Raw genomic sequence first — 17450 nt, forward strand, 5'->3', positions numbered from 1 at the left:
GCCGGGACGCGGCCGGCCGGGGAACCGCGCCCTGGGCCGGGACGCGGCCGGCCGGAGAACCGCGGCCTAGGCCGGGACGGGCAGCCGCTTGCGGAAGCAGACGCTGTACGGGTTGCTGACGTACTCGCCGTAGACGGGTATCCGGGCGTACCCGGCCGAGCTGTAGAGCCCGATCGCGGCCGGCAGGTAGGTGGCGGTCTCCAGCCGTACCTCGGTGTGGCCGTGCCAGAGCGCCAGCTCCTCCAGGGCGGTCAGCAGCTGCCGGGCCAGGCCCTGACCGCGGAAGGCCGGCCGGACGTACATCCGCTTGATCTCCGCGGTGCGGGCGTCGAGCGCCTGGATCGCCCCGCAGGTCACCGCCAGCCCGTTGTGCAGTCCGACCAGGAACCGGATGTTCGGGTGGACGTCGAAGACCTGGCCGTCGAGCCCTCCGTCGGCGTCCCGCAACTCGCGTTGCTGGGCCGTCACCAGGGCCACCAGCGCCGGATCGGAGGCGGGCCGCGGCTCGATCAGCACACCTTTACGGTAGTGACCGGGCATTTCCGCCGGGTAACGCGATCATGGACGCCGCGCCAGCGGCTTCCGACCCGGTCCTGAACGGATACGGCGGACCGCGGCCGTCAGCCGGCGCCGCCGGCCGCGCCGTCGCGGTCCCCGCTCCCCTCGGCCGCGCCGTCGCCGGTCCCGTCCCCGCCGGTCACACCGTCCCCGGCGGTCACCGCGGCGGCCGTACCGTCGCCGGTCTCGACCTCGTCGTCCGGGCGGCGCCGGCGGGCCTTGCGGGCCGCCAGCCGCTGCGCGGCGGTGGCCCGGGTGGACCGGTCCGCCATGCGCTCGTCGGTGCCGCGCACGGTGGGCACGAACTCGGCCAGCACCGTCGGGTGCCAGTCGAACTCCCGCTCGCCGATCCGGACCAGGTCGCCGGGCTCGGCGCCGGCCTTGGCCAGCGCCTCCTCGACGCCGAGCCGGGCGAGCCGGTCGGCCAGGTAGCCCACGGCCTCCTCGTTGTCGAAGTTGGTCTGCCGGACCCACCGCTCGGGTCGGGGGCCGCGCACCAGGTAGCCGTCGTCGACGGCCTCCACCGTGAAGCCGGCGTCGTCCACGGCCGGCGGCCGCAGCACGATCCGGGTGGGTTCCGCCGCCGGGGCCGCCGCGCGGGCCTGTTCGACCAGTTCGGCCATCGCGTACGTCAGCTCGCGCAGCCCCTCCCGGGTGGCCGCCGACACCTCGAACACCGGATAGCCGCGTTCCTCGACGTCCGACCGGACGATGTCGGCCAGGTCCCGGCCGTCGGGCACGTCCACCTTGTTCAGCACCACCAGCCGGGGTCGATCGGCCAGCCCGCCGTACGCGGCCAGTTCCGTCTCGATCGCGTCGATGTCGCCGAGCGGGTCCCGGCCCGGTTCCAGGGTGGCCGCGTCCACCACGTGCACGAGAACCGCGCACCGTTCGATGTGCCGGAGGAACTCCAGGCCCAGCCCCTTGCCGGTGGCGGCGCCGGGAATCAGCCCGGGTACGTCGGCGACGGTGAACGTGTGGTCGTCGACCCGGACGACGCCCAGGTTCGGTACGAGGGTGGTGAACGGGTAGTCGGCGATCTTCGGCTTCGCCGCGGAGAGCACCGAGATCAGCGAGGACTTGCCGGCGGACGGGAACCCGACCAGCCCGACGTCCGCCACGCTCTTGAGTTCCAGCACCACGTCCAGCTGGTCGCCCGGCTCGCCCAGTTCGGCGAAGCCGGGCGCCTTGCGCCGGGAGTTGGCCAGCGCCGCGTTGCCCCGGCCGCCCCGGCCGCCGCGGGCCGCCTCGAACGTGGTCCCGGCGCCGACCAGGTCGGCCAGCACCGTCCCGTCGAGCGTGCTCACCACCGTCCCGTCGGGCACCTTGAGCACCAGGTCGGTGCCGTTGGCGCCGTCCCGGTTGGAGCCGGCGCCGCCCTTGCCCCCGGCGGCCCGCACGTGCGGCCGGAAGTGGAAGTCCAGCAGCGTGTGTACCTGGGGGTCGACCACGAGGGAGATGCCGCCGCCGTGTCCGCCGTTGCCCCCGTCGGGGCCGCCGAACGGCTTGAACTTCTCCCGGTGGATCGAGACACAGCCGTGCCCGCCGTCGCCGGCCCGCAGGTGCAGGACGACCCGGTCAACGAACGTCGCCACGACGCAATCCTCTCAGCGGCGGATGGTGCCGCCGCAGGCGAATCCGGGGATCCGCCCCGGAGACAGCGAAGCGGGCCGGGGACACCGTGGTCCCGCGGCCCGCTTCGACGATGTGCTACTGCTGTGCCGCCGGCACGATGCTGACGATCTTGCGACCGCGCCTGCTGCCGAACTGCACCGCTCCCGCGGCCAGCGCGAAGAGCGTGTCGTCGTTACCGCGGCCGACGAGCTCGCCGGGGTGGAACTTGGTGCCACGCTGCCGGACGATGATCTCGCCGGCGCTGACGACCTGGCCACCGAACCGCTTCACGCCGAGCCGCTGCGCCGCGGAGTCCCGGCCGTTACGCGAGCTGGACGCACCCTTTTTGTGAGCCATCTGAGAACGACCTTACTTTCCGCTGGAGATGCCGGTCACCTTGATCTTGGTCAGCGGCTGGCGGTGACCCTGACGCTTGTGGTAGCCGGTCTTGTTCTTGAACTTGTGGATCCGGATCTTCGGGCCCTTGGTGTGCGCGGCGATCTCGCCGGACACCGAGACGTCGGCGAGCTTGGCCGCATCGGTCACCAGGTCTTCACCATCGACGAGGAGGACCGCGGTCAGCGTCACCGCGTCGCCGGGCTGGCCGACGAGCTTCTCGACCTCGATCACGTCGCCCTCGGCGACCTTGTACTGCTTGCCGCCGGTCTTGACGATCGCGTACATCGGACGCGGACTCCCTGTCGTTGAGGCTGCTGGGAAAAGCTGCTCGCGGCGACTCGCCGCGGGATGCGGCTGCGGGCACGCGACAACTCGGCGCACGCAGGTACGCCGCAGGCAAGCGTACGCCATGCCCGGCCCCGCCCCCAAACCGGGGCCGGCACGACCACCGGAACGGGTCCCGGGGCGCTCAGCTGCCGCAGAGCGCGTCCACCCGCTGCTGGAGCTGGTCGAGCTTGCTCTGGTCGAGGCTCTGCACGTCCGGTTCGATGGTGGCGATCTCCGCGCTCACGTCGGTCAGCGCCGCCCGCAACTGCGGATCGGTCGCCCGCTGCGCCTGCTTCCGGATCCCGTCGGCCCAGCGGTCCAGCGCGGCCTGGGCGTTCCGCTTGGCCGTCTCCGCCGTCTTCGTGTCGCCCGTGCTGCTGGCCTGCAGTTGGCTGGACAGCTCGTTCACGAAGGTCACCGCGGCCTCGGAACTGGTCTCGACGGCCGCCGCGCAGACGTCGCCGGCGTTGCCGCCCGCGGTGGCGGTCACCTCGGCACCGCCCGGGGTCGGCGTGCCACCAGGGGTGCCGGGCGTGCCGGACGTACCCGCGCCCGGGCTGCCGGCGGCCGACGACCCGGCGGCGCCGGTCGGCGCCGCGACCGGGTCGGCGCCGCCCGAACAGCCGGCGGTGGCGATCAGCAGCGCCACCGCCGCGGCGGCGGTGGCCGGAAGGCGTCGCATCGGAGGCTCCCAGGGGTGAGGCTGGCCGACCCGGCGCGGAACGGCCGGGGCCGGCGGGACGGCTCGGGCCAGCCTAAGCGGTCACCGCCGAACCCGCCCGGGGCGGACCCCGGGCGGTCGTCAGAGCCAGCCGTCAGAGCCGGCCGTCAGGGCCGGGTACGCCGTCGGGTGCCGCCGCGGCGCGACCGGCGCCGACCGACGCCCCCGCCGTCGCCCGGTTCCCCGGTGTCCGACCCGTCCAGCCCGTCGGGGTCGTCCGCGCCGGCCAGCCGCATCGGCTCGGCCTCCCGGACGTCCTCGATCGCCGGCGCCTCGGCCGCCGCGTTCTCGTACCGGGACAGGTCGTAGCCCATCGTGTCGTCCTCCTCGACGACCTCGACCTCGGTGACCGTGGTCGCCGGCTCGGCCGCCGCGCCGCGGCGACCCCGGCGGCGCCCGCCGCCCGATCCGCTCTCCGCGGCCGGCGCCGGGGTTCCGGCCGAGGCGACCGCCTTGACCTTGTCGCCCCCGCCCGAACGGCCCTTCTCGGGCACCGGCTCGGTGTGGATGATCAGACCGCGGCCCTTGCAGCAGTCACAGGTCTCGCTGAACGCCTCCAGCAGCCCGGCACCGATCCGCTTGCGGGTCATCTGCACCAGGCCCAGCGAGGTGATCTCGGTGACCTGGTGCTTGGTGCGGTCCCGGCCGAGGCACTCGGTCAGCCGGCGCAGCACCAGCTCCCGGTTCGACTCCAGCACCATGTCGATGAAGTCGATCACGATGATGCCGCCGAGGTCCCGCAGCCGCAGCTGGCGGACGATCTCCTCGGCCGCCTCCAGGTTGTTGCGGGTGACCGTTTCCTCCAGGTTGCCGCCGGCCCCGGTGTACTTGCCGGTGTTGACGTCCACCACGGTCATCGCCTCGGTGCGGTCGATCACCAGGTGACCGCCGGAGGGCAGGAAGACCTTGCGGTCCAGGCCCTTGAGGATCTGCTCGTCGATCCGGTGCTCGGCGAACACGTCGTTCGTGCCGGTGTGCCGGCGCAGCCGCGCCACCAGGTCCGGCGAGACCTGGCCCAGGTACGACTCCACCATCGCGTACGCGGACTCGCCCTCGACCACCAGGTCCCGGAAGTCCTCGTTGAACAGGTCCCGGACCACCCGGATCACCAGGTCCGGCTCCTCGGACAGCAGCACCGGGGCGCCACCGGAGGCGGCCTTGGCCTGGATGTCCTCCCACTGCGACTGCAACCGCTTGATGTCCCGGGCCAGTTCGTCCTCGCTGGCACCCTCGGCCGCGGTCCGCACGATCACCCCGGCGCCCTCGGGAACCAGCTTCTTGAGGATGTCCCGCAGCCGCTTCCGCTCGGTGTCCGGAAGCTTGCGGCTGATCCCCGAGGCGTTGCCGTGCGGCACGTACACCAGGTGCCGGCCGGAGAGCGCGATGTGGCTGGTCAGCCGCGCGCCCTTGTGCCCGATCGGATCCTTGGTGACCTGCACCAGCACCGAGTCGCCGGACTTGAGCGCCTGCTCGATGGAGCGCGCCCGGCCCTCCAGACCCGTGGTGTCCCAGTTCACCTCGCCGGCGTACAGCACGGCGTTGCGGCCCCGGCCGACGTCGACGAACGCCGCCTCCATGCTCGGCAGCACGTTCTGGACCTTGCCGAGGTACACGTTGCCGGCCATCGTCCCGGAGGAACTGCGGCTGACGTAGTGCTCGACCAGCACGCCGTCCTCCAGCACCGCGATCTGGGTGCGGTCGCCGCGCTGGCGTACCACCATGACCCGGTCCACCGCCTCGCGCCGGGCCAGGAACTCCGACTCGCTCAGGATCGGCGGCCGGGTCCGGCGCTGCTCGCGACCGTCCCGGCGGCGCTGCCGCTTGGCCTCCAGCCGGGTCGACCCGGAAACGCCCTGCACCTCGTCGACGGCCTTGCGGGGCTCCCGGATCTTGACGACCGTCGGCACGCCGTCCTCGGCGCCGCCGTCGCTGTCCCCGGCTCCCTTGCGCCGCCGGCGCCGCCGGCGGCGGGTCAGCCCCTCGCCGCCGTCCGCCTCGGGCGCCTCCTCGTCGGCCTCGGGACCGCCGTCGGCCGCTGCCGGCTCATCGGTCTCCTCGGTCAGTTCGTCGCTCGGGCCCTTGCCCCGGCCGCGGCCCCGCCGGCCGCGCCGGCGCCGGCGGCGACCGGCGGCTTCCTCGTCCTCGTCCTCATCCTCGTCTTCACCCTCGGCCGGCTCCTGCGCGACCGGCTCCTCCACCGCGGTCTCCGCGGGCTCGGTCGCGCGGGCGCGCCGGCGGCGACGCCGGCCCGACTCGGCGCCCTCGGCCGGTTCCTCGGCGGCCGGCTCGGCGGCCGCGGCCACCGGCTCGGGCGCCTCGACGGGAGCGGGCTGCGGGGTCTCCGGCTCGGGCGCCATGAACAGCACGGCGGGCGGGGACAGCGCGGAACGCCGGCGCCGCCCGGTCCGCTCGGCGACCGGCTCGACGGCCTGGTCGGCGTCGCCGGAACCACCCGGAGCGGCGGCGACCTCGGCCGGCGCCTCGCTGGCCGGCAGGACCTCCGCCGTACCGGTGGCGTCCGCCGGTTCGGCGTCCGCGGTCGGAACCTCGACCGGGGGTACGGCCTTGCGCCGGCGGCTGCGGGTCGCCTTGGCGGCCTGCGGCGCCTCGGTGGTCTGCGGCGCCTCGGTGGTCTGCGGCGCCTCGGTGGTCTGCGGCGCCTCGGTGGTCTGCGGCGCCTCGGTGGTCTGCGGCGCCTCGGTGGTCTGCGGCGCCTCCGGGGTCTGGGTTGCCTCGGTGGTCTGCGCCGCGTCCGTGGTCTGTGCGCCGGCGGCCTCGGCCGGCTCGTCGGCCTCCGCCGGTGCGGCGGTGGACGCCGCCGGGCCGGTGGGCTGCCCGGCCGGAGACTCCGGCACGGCGACCGGGCCGGGCGCGTCCGCGGTCACTCCGGCCGGGGTCTGCGGCTCGGCCGCCGGCTCGGTCGCCGGCGCCTTGCGGGCGGTGGTCGCCTTGCGCCGGCGGCGGGTGGTCGCCGGCGGATCCTGCTCACCGGCGGTGGGGGCGAACACCTCGCCCGCGGGTGCCTCCCCGCCGGCCGTACCGGTCCCGGTGGACGCCTCGATCGGCGTCTCCTGCTGGATCGGTTCGGTCGCCCGGGTGGCGCTGCGCCGGCGGGTGGTCCGGGCGCGTCGGACCGGCGCGGGCGGGACCTCGTCGCCGGTCGGTATGCCCTCGATCGGCCCGGCACCGGACTGCCCGGCGCCGTCGGCGGCGCCGATGTCCGCGACGCCGATCTCCGCAGCGCCGGTCACGGCGCCCAGGTCCACGGCGCCGGTCTCGGCGCCGGAGTTCGCGGCGCCGCCCTCGGCGCCGGAGTTCGCGGTTCCGGTCGGCTCGTCGCCGGACCGTTCACCGCCCGCTGGCTCGTTGTCGAGCATGGGACGTCTCCAGTTCTGGCTTCCCCGGGCGCGGGTGAGCGCTGCCACGCAGGGTCGCCGCAAAGTTGTTCCGGCGGCGCCGTCCAGATGCACGGGACCACCGAAGTCTGGCTACCTGGGCACTGACCACGGTGGGTCAGTGTTCAGCGATGGCTGCCCCGTCGCGGTCCGCGTCCAACGGATCCACGATCTCGGCCTGCGCGGTCAACGTGCCCTGCGCCAGCCGGGTCGCACGGGGCGGCGCCAGCGGCTCCAGGTCGGCCACCACGCGGAGGCCGGACAGGACGTCATCGGGTCGCACGGTAGGTGTGACCTGCCGTACCACCAGCCCAAGTATCGCACACGGTACGCCCGTGACCTCGGAAGGAGTCTCGTTCTCGTCGATCACATCGATGCTTATCACCGCGCTGCGCGTGTCGAACGTCCGCCGTCCCTGCTTGGTGAGCCGTTCGACAGGAACCTCCTGCGCGGTACGGAATTTGTCGACCGCGACACGCAGGGTGTCGGGCGAGACGCCCGGCAGTTCCACCCGCCACCGCGACGCCTGGATCCGCTCGGCCAGACTGCCCGGTCCGGCCACGACCGCATCCAGCACGTCCAGGCCGGGCGAGAGGGCCGCGTCCAGGGCCGCGCGCAACGCGGCCGGGTCGACCGCCGCCTGCAACCCGATCTCCAGGTACTCGGCCTCGCTGGCCACCCCGGTCGGCGCCGCGCTGGCGTACGAGATCTTGGGGTGCGGGGTGAAGCCCTGGGAGAACGCGATGGGTACGCCGGCGCGGCGCAACGCGCGCTCGAAGGCTCGGGCGAAGTCGCGGTGCGACGTGAACCGGAGCGGCCCGCGCTTGGCGTACCGGATCCGGATCCGCTGCACGACCGGCGCCTGGCCGCCCTCCGGCTGACGCTTGCTACTGATGGTGGCTCCTTCCGATGTGGCCCGGGGACGGCGCGGGTCAGGACGGGACGCGCATGCCGTTACCGCCCACCGGGGTCAGCGGCAGCAGTTTCCGGCCGGTCGGGCCGATCTGGATCTCGGTGTCCATGCTCGGGCAGACACCGCAGTCGAAGCAGGGCGTCCACCGGCAGTCGTCCTGCTCGTACTCGCTCAGCGCGTCCTGCCAGTCCTGCCAGAGCCACTCCTTGTCGAGCCCGGAGTCCAGGTGGTCCCAGGGAAGGACCTCCAGTTCCTCGCGCTCCCGGGCGGTGAACCAGTCGAGGTCCACCGCGGCCGTGTACCGCTGGCCGGCTCCGCACTCGTCGCCGGCCCGGGGCAGCGCCTCGGCGGCCGCGTCCACCCAGCGCTGGTACGAGAAGTGCTCGCTCCAGCCGTCGAACCGGCCGCCGTTCTCCCACACCCGCCGGATCACCGCGCCGACCCGGCGGTCGCCCCGGGACAGCAGTCCCTCGATCAGCGACGGCTCGCCGTCGTGGTAGCGGAAGCCGATGGCCCGGCCCAGCGAGCGGTCGCTGTTGATGGCCTGCTTGAGCAGCTTGAGCCGGTGGTCGATCGTCTCGGGCCGGTCCATGCTGGCCCACTGGAACGGGGTGTGCGGCTTCGGCACGAACCCGCCGATGGACACGGTGCAGCGGATGTCCCTGCTGCCGGTCGCCGCGCGGCCGGCCCGGATCACCTCGTGCGCCATCTCCGCGATCTCCAGGACGTCCTCGTCCGTCTCGGTGGGCAGGCCGCACATGAAGTAGAGCTTCACCTGCCGCCACCCGTTCGTGTACGCCGTGACGACGGTGCGGATCAGGTCTTCCTTGGACACCATCTTGTTGATGACCTTGCGGATCCGCTCGGAGCCGCCCTCGGGCGCGAAGGTCAGCCCGGTCCGCCGACCGTTGCGGGACAGTTCCTGGGCCAGGTCGATGTTGAACGCGTCCACCCGGGTCGAGGGCAGCGACAGCGACACGTTGGTGCCGGCGTACTGCTCGGCCAGCCCGGAACACATGTCGCCGATCTCGCTGTGGTCGGCCGAGGAGAGCGACAGCAGACCCACCTCGGAGAAGCCGGAGAACTCCAGCCCGTCGGCCACCATCTGCCCGACGGTGGTGATCGACCGCTCCCGGACCGGCCGGGTGATCATGCCGGCCTGGCAGAACCGGCAGCCCCGGGTGCACCCGCGGAAGATCTCCACGGCGTACCGCTCGTGCACGGTCTCGGCCAGCGGCACCAGCGGCTTGCGCGGGTACGGCCAGGCGTCCAGGTCCATGGTGGTGCGCTTGTGCACCCGGAACGGCACGTCCGGGCGGTTCGGCACCACCCGGCGGATCCGGCCGTCCGGCAGGTAGTCCACGTCGTAGAAGCGCGGCACGTAGACGCTCTCGGTGCGGGCCAGCCGCAGCAGCAGCTCGTCCCGGCCGCCCGGCGAGCCCTCGGCCTTCCAGGCCCGGACGATGTCGGTGATCTCCAGGACGGCTTCCTCGCCGTCGCCCAGCACCGCGGCGTCGACGAAGTCGGCGATCGGCTCGGGGTTGAACGCAGCATGCCCGCCGGCGATCAGCACCGGGTGCCGGTCGTCACGGTCGGCGGCCAGCAGCGGGATGCCGGCCAGGTCGATCGCGGTGAGCAGGTTCGTGTAGCCCAGCTCGGTGGCGAACGAGACGCCGAACAGGTCGAAGTCCCCGACCGGCCGGTGCGCGTCGACCGTGAACTGCGGCACCCCGTGCGCCCGCATCAGCCGTTCCAGGTCCGGCCAGACCGCGTACGTCCGCTCGGCCAGCACGTCGGGCAGCTCGTTGAGCACCTCGTAGAGGATCTGGACGCCCTGGTTGGGCAGGCCGACCTCGTACGCGTCGGGATACATCAACGCCCAGCGCACCGTTGCGGCCGACCAGTCCTTCACCACCGCACCCAGCTCGCCACCGACGTACTGGATCGGCTTGCTGACCTGCGGAAGCAGCGGCTCAAGCTGGGGCCAGACGGAGTTGGCCGCGGTGAGTCCGGCGGCGGCGGGTGCGACGCTCATGATGCCCAAGGGTACGCGCCGCTTCATGATCAACTGGCCGGTGGGTGCGGCTGGCCGCCCGGTACTAACCTCGTAGGTCGCCGAGAGGAGATTTCCGCGATGCCGGAGCCGCACCGGGGCGGGGGTGAGCCGATGCCCGCGCCCGGACCCGAGCAGCTCGCGCCCGCGCCCGACCAGCCCGGTTCCGAAGCCGACCAGCCCGGTTCCGATCCCGGGCAACCCGGGTCGGCGGCCGAGCGGCGCCCGGCCAAGCCGGACGCGCCGACCGACGCCGACGCCGACGCCGACGCCGACGCCGACGGGACCACACCGGACGGCGCCGGGCGCCCGGACACCGCCCCGGACACCGCCGATGGGACCGACGTCGGTGGGACCGACGGCGGTGAGATCGACGGCGGTCAGAACGACGGAGGTCAGAACGACCGTATCGAGACCGACGGCATCGAGACCGGCAGCGAGACCGGCGGCGGGGACGGACCCGGCGACGCCTCCACCGAGGTCGTGCCGCCGCGCTGGACCGGCTCGGCATCGGTGCCCCCGCCGACCCCCCGGCGCCGCCGCTGGCTGGCCAGCGAGCACATCGGCGGCCCGCCGGCCAAGCCGCTGGACCCCACGCTGGACCTGCCCGCGGACGAGCGCGCCGAGCTGGAGAACCGCGAGCCGGTGGATCCGTGGGCGGACGCCGACCCGTACGCGGGGCAGCCGGAACCCTGGCCTGTGGAGTTCGGGCCACCGGAGTTCGGGCCGCCGCCGGCGACCCGCCCGTACCCGGTCGCGCCGCCGGACGCACCGGGGGCGCCGCTTCCGGGGGCACCGGGGGCACCGCCGGCATCCCCGGCCGATCCGCGCTGGCCCGCGGTACGGTCCGGCCCGCCGGCATATCTGCCCACCGGGCCGCAGTACCTGCCGGTGCCGTACCCCGGGACCGGCGGCGGTCCGGGCGCACCGGCGCCGCCCGTACCGGCACATCCCGGCCCGGCCCGGCCCGCACCACCCCGGCAGCGCCGGCGGGACCGGCGGCGCGCGGCCGCGGCCAACCCGCCCACGCCGCCGCCCGGGTGGCGACCGCCCGCCGGGTACGTCCCGGTGCCGGTACGCCGTCGACGCCGCTGGCCCTGGGTGCTGCTGGTGCTGGTCGCCTGCTGCTGCGCCTGCCCCGGCTACTTCGGCCGGCCGCTCTGGCAGCAGTATCCGGCCACCGCCGCGCTACCCGGGCAGGTGGCGGACCTGACCCTGCGCGACGACGCGGCGAGCCGGCGGGCCAGCCAGCGGCTCGAACAGGACATGCGGCTGGCGCACACGTTCGCCGAGCAGACCTTCGCGGGGGTGTACTCGGCGCCCGGCGGCAAGCTGGTCACCGTCTTCGGTGCCACCGGGTTCCGGTTCAACCCCGACCAGGACGTCGTGGCCGAGGTGAACCGGCTGACCGACACCTACGGGCTGACCGAGATCACGGTCGTGCCGACCGACCAGCGCGGCGAGTACCGCCGGTGCGGCGTCGGTCGGGTCGGCGGCACCAGCGTCGTGCTGTGCACCTGGGCCGATCACGGGAGCCTGGGCACCGGCCTGTTCACCGGGCGGTCCGTGCCGGACAGCGCCGACCTGCTGGACCGGCTGCGGGCGGCGATCGTCACCCGGGGCTGAGCACACCACGGGTACGCCGAGGGCCGAGCACACCGCGAGCACACCGCGGGTACGCCGCGGGTACGCCGCGGGCTGAGTACACCGCGGGGCCGGGCGCCCGCGGAACTGAGTAGCCGCGGGGCGCAGCGGCTGAGCCGCCGCGCAGTACGATGCCACCGATACCCCATGTGACCATGCGAACACAAAGCAATGAAGTTTCCTTCAGAAAAGCCGCAGTCAGGTCATAATCGGGAAATGTCCCGCCGATGGCTGTTCGCCGATCAGCTCGGACCGCACTTTCTCGACGACCGCCACCAACCGGTGCTGATGATCGAGTCAAAAGCGGTCTTCCGGCGACGGGCGTTCCACCGGCAGAAGGCACACCTGGTGCTCTCCGCGCTGCGCCACCGCGCCGCGGAACTCGGCGACCAGGCCCGGTACGTACGGGCCGAGACCTACCGGGAGGGCCTGCGCAAGGTACGGGAGCCGCTGGAGGTGTGCCACCCCACCTCCCGGCGCGCCCGCACCCTGGTCCAGGGGCTCCCCCGGGTGACCGTGCTGCCGCCGCGCGGCTTCATCACCTCGCTCACCGACTTCGCCGGCTGGGCCGACGCCCGGCGCGGCGCGCTGCGGCTGGACGACTTCTACCGGTTCGCCCGGCAGCACCACGAGGTGCTGGTGGCCGGCGACGAGCCCGAGGGCGGCAGGTGGAGCTTCGACGCGGACAACCGGGAGCCGCCGCCCAAGGAGACCGACCGGCTCGACGTACCCGGGCCGCCGCGGATCACCGAGGATGACATCGACGCCGAGGTCCGCCGCGATCTCGACCGCTGGGAGGCCGAGGGGATCCGGTTCGTCGGCCGGGACGGACCGCGGTTCCTGCCGGCCACCCCCGCCGAGGCCACCGCCCGGCTCCGGCACTTCGTCCGGCACCGGCTGGCGAAGTTCGGTCCGTACGAGGACGCGATGTTGGCCGGCGACCCGTTCATGGCGCACTCGGTGCTCTCCTCGTCGTTCAACCTCGGCCTGCTCGACCCGCTCGCGGCGGTCCGGGCGGCGGAACAGGCGTACCGGGACCGCGGGGCGCCGCTGGCCAGCGTCGAGGGCTTCGTCCGGCAGTTGCTCGGCTGGCGGGACTTCGTCTGGAACCTGTACTGGTACTTCGACGTCGGCTACCGCGGCAGCAACCGGCTGGCCGCCCGGCGTACGGTGCCGGACTGGTGGCAGGAACTGGACGCCGACGCGGTGGACGCGCGCTGCCTGTCCGACGTGCTGGCCGGGGTCCGCGACCGCGGCTGGGTGCACCACATCCCCCGGCTGATGGTGCTGGGCAACTACGCGTTGCAGCGCGGCTGGCGCCCGGGCGAGCTGGTGGACTGGTTCCACCGCAGCTTCGTCGACGGGTACGAGTGGGTGATGACGGCCAACGTGGTGGGCATGAGCCAGTACGCCGACCTGGGCCAGATGACCACGAAGCCGTACGCCTCGGGTGGCGCGTACATCAACCGGATGAGCGACTACTGCGGCGGCTGCCCGTACGACCCCAGGCGGCGGGTCGGCGAGCGTGCCTGCCCGTTCACCGCCGGCTACTGGATGTTCCTCGACCGGGTCCGGGGCACCCTGCCGGGCAACGCCCGGATGGCCCGCTCACTCAAGCAGTTGGACCGGCTGCGGGACCTCGACGAGGTCAAGGCGCAGGAGAGGAAGCGCGGCGACCGGGCGCCCTGACCGCCGGACCGGCGCCGGGCGGGGACGTCGCGGGACTCCGCCGGCCGCGCCGCCGGCCTCGGGCGGCCGGGCGGGGCCGTCGGGACGTCACGCCGGGCTGGCGCCGGTGGTCGGCTCCTCCCGGCGGGGTGCGTACCGGGGGACGTACTCCTGGCCGGTCAGCCGCTGGATCTCGGCCATCACCTCGTCGGTGACCGCGCGCAGCGAACTGCGGTCGTCGGAGCGGCCGGTGAAGTCCAGCGGCTTGCCGAACCGCACCACCACCCCGCGCACCCCCGGCTTGGGCACCCGCTTGCCGATCGGCTGGACCTTCTGGGTGCCGGTCACCCCGACCGGGATGATCGGCACGCCGGCGGCCAGCGCCAGCCTTGCCACTCCGGTACGGCCGCGGTACAGCCGGCCGTCCGGGGAACGGGTGCCCTCGGGGTACACCGCCACCAGGTCGCCGGCCCGCAGCACCGGGATGGCCGCGTCGAACGCGGACAGCGCGGCCCGGCCGCCGGCCCGCTCGACCGGGATGGCGCCCAGCCCGGTCAGCACGAACTTCGACACCCAGCCCTTGAACCCGGTGCCCGTGAAGTAGTCGGACTTGGCCCAGAAGGCCAGGTGGCGGGGCACCACCGCGCCGAGGAACAACTCGTCGGCGACCGACAGGTGGTTGCTCGCGAAGATCGCCCCGCCGGTGGCGGGCACGTTCTCCAGGCCCTCCACCGTGGGTCGCCAGGCCACCCGCATGCTGGTGCCCACGGTGAGCTTGCCGATCGTGTAGAGCAGCGGCACGGGTCCTCCGACGTTTCCGGGAGACGGGAGAGGTGGGCGGGAACACGGTAGCGGACGCGGTCGCAGGATCACACCCGGCGGACCGCCACCACCACCCGTTCCCCGTCGCCGGCCTCGCCGCCGAAGCCGTCCACGCTGTTCACGCCGTCGACGACGGCCACCGAGTCGGCCAGCACCTCGCGGGCGAGGAAGTCGCGGTGCGCCTCGACCGCCGCCCGGACCTCGGGACCGACCCCGAGGCGCACCTCGATCCGGTCGGACACCTCCAGGCCGGCGTCCCGGCGGGCCTGCTGGACCACCCGTACGACGTCCCGGGCCAGCCCTTCGGCGGCCAGCTCGGCTGTCACCGCGGTGTCCAGCACCACCACCCCCTCGGCGTCCGGCAGCGGGGCCGAGTGCTCGGCGTCGGCGGCCACCAGACGCAGCTCGTACTCGCCCTCGACAAGTGCGACGCCGGCGGCCACCGGCGCCCCGTCGACCAGTTCCCAGTCACCGGCCTTCACGGCCCTGATCACCGCCTGCACCTGCCCGCCGACCCGCGGTCCGAGTGCCCGGGGCACCACGGTCAGCACCTGCCGGCAGTGGGCGGCCAGCTCGGCGGTGAACTCCACGGACTTGACGTTCACCTCGTCGGCCACCAGGTCGGCGAACGGCCGCAGCCGGTCCGCGGCGCCGGTGGCGACCACCAGCCGCGGCAGCGGCAGCCGGACCCGCAGCCCGTGCGCCTTGCGCACGGACAGCGCGGCCGAGCAGACCTCCCGGACGGCGTCCATCCCTGCGACCAGGTCCGGGTCGGCCGGGAACCGGTCCGCGGACGGCCAGTCGGTCAGGTGCACCGACCGGCGCCCGGTCAGCCCCCGCCAGACCTCCTCGGCCACCAGCGGGGCGAGCGGGGCCATCACCCGGCACACCGACTCCAGCACGGTGTACAGGGTGTCGAAGGCGTCCCGGTCGCCGGCCCAGAACCGGTCCCGGGACCGCCGGACGTACCAGTTGGTCAGCGCGTCCAGGAACGACCGCACGGCGGCGCAGGCGCCGGAGATGTCGTACCCGTCCAGCCGCGCCTGCACGGTGCCGATCAGCCCGTGGGTCTTGGCCAGCGCGTACCGGTCGAGCAGGTCCGTCGCACCGGTGCGGGCCGTGGCGGTGTGGCCCTCGGCGTTGGCGTACAGCGAGAAGAAGTACCAGACGTTCCACAGCGGCAGCAGCACCTGGCGCACCGAGTCCCGGATCGCCGCCTCGCTGACCACCACGTCGCCGCCTCGCAGCACCGGGGAGGCCATCAGGGTCCAGCGCATCGCGTCCGAGCCGTACCGGTCGAACATCTCGTAGACGTCCGGATAGTTGCGCAGGCTCTTGGACATCTTGCGGCCGTCGGCGCCGAGCACGATGCCGTGCACCACCGCGTTGCGGAACGCCGGCCGGTCGAACAGCGCGGTGGCCAGCACGTGCATGGTGTAGAACCAGCCGCGCACCTGCGGCAGGTACTCCACGATGAAGTCGCCCGGGTAGTGGTCCTCGAACCAGTCGCGGTTCTCGAACGGGTAGTGCACCTGGGCGAACGGCATCGCGCCGGACTCGAACCAGCAGTCCAGCACCTCCGGCACCCGGCGCATGGTGGAGCGGCCGGTCGGGTCGTCCGGGTTGGGCCGGGTCAGCTCGTCGATCTCCGGCCGGTGCAGGTCGGCCACGGCCACCCCGAAGTCCCGTTCCAGCTCCGCCAGCGAGCCGTACACGTCCACCCGGGGGTGGGCCGGGTCGTCGGAGCGCCACACCGGGATCGGCGAGCCCCAGAACCGGTTGCGGCTGATCGACCAGTCCCGGGCGCCGGCCAACCACTTGCCGAACGAGCCGTCCCGGACGTGTTCGGGGGTGAAGTTGATCTGCTGGTTCAGCTCGACCATCCGGTCCCGGAACCGGGTCACGGCCACGAACCAGGACGACACCGCCTTGTAGACCAGCGGGGTGTCGCAGCGCCAGCAGTGCGGGTACGGGTGGGTGTAGGTGTCCTGCCGCAGCACCACCCCCCGCTGGCTCAGCTCCCGGATCACCGGCCTGTTCACGTCGAAGACCTGCTCGCCCCGGTACGGCGGGACCAGCGAGGTGAACCGGGTGTGGTCGTCCACGGTGACCACGGTGGGGATGCCGGCCGCGGTGCAGACGTTCTGGTCGTCCTCGCCGAACGCGGGTGCCAGGTGGACGATCCCGGTGCCGTCCTCGGTGGTCACGAACTGCGCGCCGAGCACCTGGTACGCGTGCTCCCCCGCCGGCTCGACCAGGAAGTCGTACAGCGGGGTGTAGCGGCGTCCGACCAGGTCCCGGCCGCGGACCGTCCCGACCCGCGCGAAGTCCGCCAGCTCCGTCGCGTACGCCGCCAGCCGGGCCGCGCCGACGACGTACCGCCGGCCGGCGGGCTCGCCCTCGGCCCGGCGCTCCAGCACGGCGTACTCGATGTCCGGGCCGACCGCCAGGGCCAGGTTGGACGGCAGGGTCCACGGGGTCGTGGTCCAGACGCCCAGCCGGAGCGGGCCGCGGACCGGTTCGGCCGCGGTCTCGTCCGCGGCCAGGTCGAACCACACGGTGAGCGTCGGGTCGTGCCGGTCCCGGTAGACGTCGTCCATCCGGGTCTCGGTGTTGGACAGCGGGGTCTCGCACCGCCAGCAGTACGCCAGCACCCGGAAGCCCTCGTAGATCAGACCCCGCTCGTGCAGGGTCTTGAAGGCCCACATGACGCTTTCCATGTAGTCCAGGTCGAGCGTCTTGTAGTCGTTGGCGAAGTCCACCCAGCGGGCCTGCCGGTTGACGTACCGCTCCCAGTCCTGCGTGTAGGTCAGCACCGAGCGGCGGCAGGCGTCGTTGAAGGTGGCGACGCCGAGCTTGAGGATTTCGGCCTTGCTGGTGATCCCGAGCTGCTTCTCCGCCTCCACCTCGGCGGGCAGCCCGTGGCAGTCCCAGCCGAACCGCCGCTCGACCCGCCGCCCGCGCATCGTCTGGTAGCGCGGGACCAGGTCCTTGGCGTACCCGGTCAGCAGGTGCCCGTAGTGCGGCAGGCCGTTGGCGAACGGCGGCCCGTCGTAGAAGACGTACTCGTTGGCGCCGCGCTCGCCCGCGGGCCGCTGCTCGACGCTCGCCGCGAAGGTCCCGTCGGCCGCCCAGTGCTCCAGCACGGCGGCCTCGACCGCGGGCAGGTCGGGGCTCGCCGGTACGCCGGCGGCACCGTGGTCGTGCATCGGGTAGGCCATCGCGGGTCGGTCTCCTCGGCAGCTCACTCGTCGTGGTCTGCGAGGACGAGCCCCGGTACGCCGTGCCGGCGCACCGCGGACCCGCGGTACCACCCCGCTTGGCGATCATGGTCGA

At 73.7% G+C, this 17450-nt stretch carries 12 protein-coding genes; 2 read left to right on the top strand and 10 right to left on the bottom strand.

Annotated elements, in window-relative coordinates; all coding sequences use genetic code 11:
• Window positions 1-66: 66 nt before the first annotated feature.
• The 8 genes from CIK06_RS22140 to CIK06_RS22175 all read right to left on the bottom strand — a co-directional run bounded on the left by CIK06_RS22140 (window position 67) and on the right by CIK06_RS22175 (window position 9962).
• Window positions 67-516 carry a GNAT family N-acetyltransferase gene (locus CIK06_RS22140; RefSeq protein WP_095566423.1) on the bottom strand — a complete coding sequence of 150 codons (450 nt, stop codon included), beginning with the start codon at window positions 514-516 and terminating at the stop codon, window positions 67-69.
• Between the two features lie 104 nt (window positions 517-620).
• Window positions 621-2153 (bottom strand): GTPase ObgE, encoded by a 1533-nt coding sequence (obgE, locus tag CIK06_RS22145; protein WP_095566424.1) that lies wholly within the window; start codon window positions 2151-2153, stop codon window positions 621-623.
• A gap of 115 nt (window positions 2154-2268) precedes the next feature.
• Entirely contained in the window at window positions 2269-2529 is a 261-nt protein-coding gene (rpmA, locus tag CIK06_RS22150; protein ID WP_095566425.1) for a 50S ribosomal protein L27, read from the bottom strand.
• A 12-nt stretch (window positions 2530-2541) separates the two neighbouring features.
• Window positions 2542-2856 (bottom strand): 50S ribosomal protein L21, encoded by a 315-nt coding sequence (gene rplU, locus CIK06_RS22155; protein ID WP_095566426.1) that lies wholly within the window; start codon window positions 2854-2856, stop codon window positions 2542-2544.
• A gap of 184 nt (window positions 2857-3040) precedes the next feature.
• Complete coding sequence (locus CIK06_RS22160) at window positions 3041-3580, bottom strand: hypothetical protein (protein ID WP_095566427.1); 540 nt, start codon at window positions 3578-3580, stop codon at window positions 3041-3043.
• 146 nt (window positions 3581-3726) lie between these two features.
• Complete coding sequence (locus CIK06_RS22165; protein ID WP_095566428.1) at window positions 3727-6996, bottom strand: Rne/Rng family ribonuclease; 3270 nt, start codon at window positions 6994-6996, stop codon at window positions 3727-3729.
• 136 nt (window positions 6997-7132) lie between these two features.
• Window positions 7133-7867, bottom strand: a complete 735-nt coding sequence (locus CIK06_RS22170) for a TIGR03936 family radical SAM-associated protein (RefSeq protein WP_095566429.1) — start codon at window positions 7865-7867, stop codon at window positions 7133-7135.
• 79 nt (window positions 7868-7946) lie between these two features.
• Entirely contained in the window at window positions 7947-9962 is a 2016-nt protein-coding gene (locus CIK06_RS22175) for a TIGR03960 family B12-binding radical SAM protein (RefSeq protein ID WP_095568041.1), read from the bottom strand.
• 99 nt (window positions 9963-10061) lie between these two features.
• Between CIK06_RS22175 and CIK06_RS31590 the strand changes: the two genes are divergently transcribed.
• Both CIK06_RS31590 and CIK06_RS22185 read left to right on the top strand, forming a co-directional pair.
• A complete protein-coding gene (locus CIK06_RS31590) occupies window positions 10062-11606 on the top strand; it encodes a hypothetical protein (RefSeq protein WP_232533794.1) in 1545 nt (514 codons plus the stop codon).
• A gap of 234 nt (window positions 11607-11840) precedes the next feature.
• Window positions 11841-13313 carry a cryptochrome/photolyase family protein gene (locus CIK06_RS22185; protein ID WP_095566430.1) on the top strand — a complete coding sequence of 491 codons (1473 nt, stop codon included), beginning with the start codon at window positions 11841-11843 and terminating at the stop codon, window positions 13311-13313.
• An 87-nt stretch (window positions 13314-13400) separates the two neighbouring features.
• On the opposite strand, the gene CIK06_RS22190 is transcribed toward CIK06_RS22185, so the two are convergent.
• A complete protein-coding gene (locus tag CIK06_RS22190; protein WP_095566431.1) occupies window positions 13401-14093 on the bottom strand; it encodes a 1-acyl-sn-glycerol-3-phosphate acyltransferase in 693 nt (230 codons plus the stop codon).
• Window positions 14094-14161: 68 nt separating this feature from the next.
• Window positions 14162-17335, bottom strand: coding sequence for an isoleucine--tRNA ligase (gene ileS, locus CIK06_RS22195; RefSeq protein ID WP_095566432.1), 3174 nt, complete (start codon window positions 17333-17335; stop codon window positions 14162-14164).
• Window positions 17336-17450: the final 115 nt, after the last annotated feature.

It is taken from the genome of Plantactinospora sp. KBS50 (assembly GCF_002285795.1).
GTDB lineage: Bacteria > Actinomycetota > Actinomycetes > Mycobacteriales > Micromonosporaceae > KBS50.

Excerpts from the sequence above, each read along its gene's own strand:
- rpmA (WP_095566425.1), bottom strand. The coding sequence starts at position 2,529 with ATGGCTCACAAAAAGGGTGCGTCCAGCTCGCGTAACGGCCGGGACTCC.
- rplU (WP_095566426.1), bottom strand. The coding sequence starts at position 2,856 with ATGTACGCGATCGTCAAGACCGGCGGCAAGCAGTACAAGGTCGCCGAG.
- CIK06_RS22160 (WP_095566427.1), bottom strand. The coding sequence starts at position 3,580 with ATGCGACGCCTTCCGGCCACCGCCGCCGCGGCGGTGGCGCTGCTGATC.
- CIK06_RS22165 (WP_095566428.1), bottom strand. The coding sequence starts at position 6,996 with ATGCTCGACAACGAGCCAGCGGGCGGTGAACGGTCCGGCGACGAGCCG.
- CIK06_RS22175 (WP_095568041.1), bottom strand. The coding sequence starts at position 9,962 with ATGAGCGTCGCACCCGCCGCCGCCGGACTCACCGCGGCCAACTCCGTC.
- CIK06_RS31590 (WP_232533794.1), top strand. The coding sequence starts at position 10,062 with ATGCCGGAGCCGCACCGGGGCGGGGGTGAGCCGATGCCCGCGCCCGGA.
- CIK06_RS22185 (WP_095566430.1), top strand. The coding sequence starts at position 11,841 with ATGTCCCGCCGATGGCTGTTCGCCGATCAGCTCGGACCGCACTTTCTC.
- ileS (WP_095566432.1), bottom strand. The coding sequence starts at position 17,335 with ATGGCCTACCCGATGCACGACCACGGTGCCGCCGGCGTACCGGCGAGC.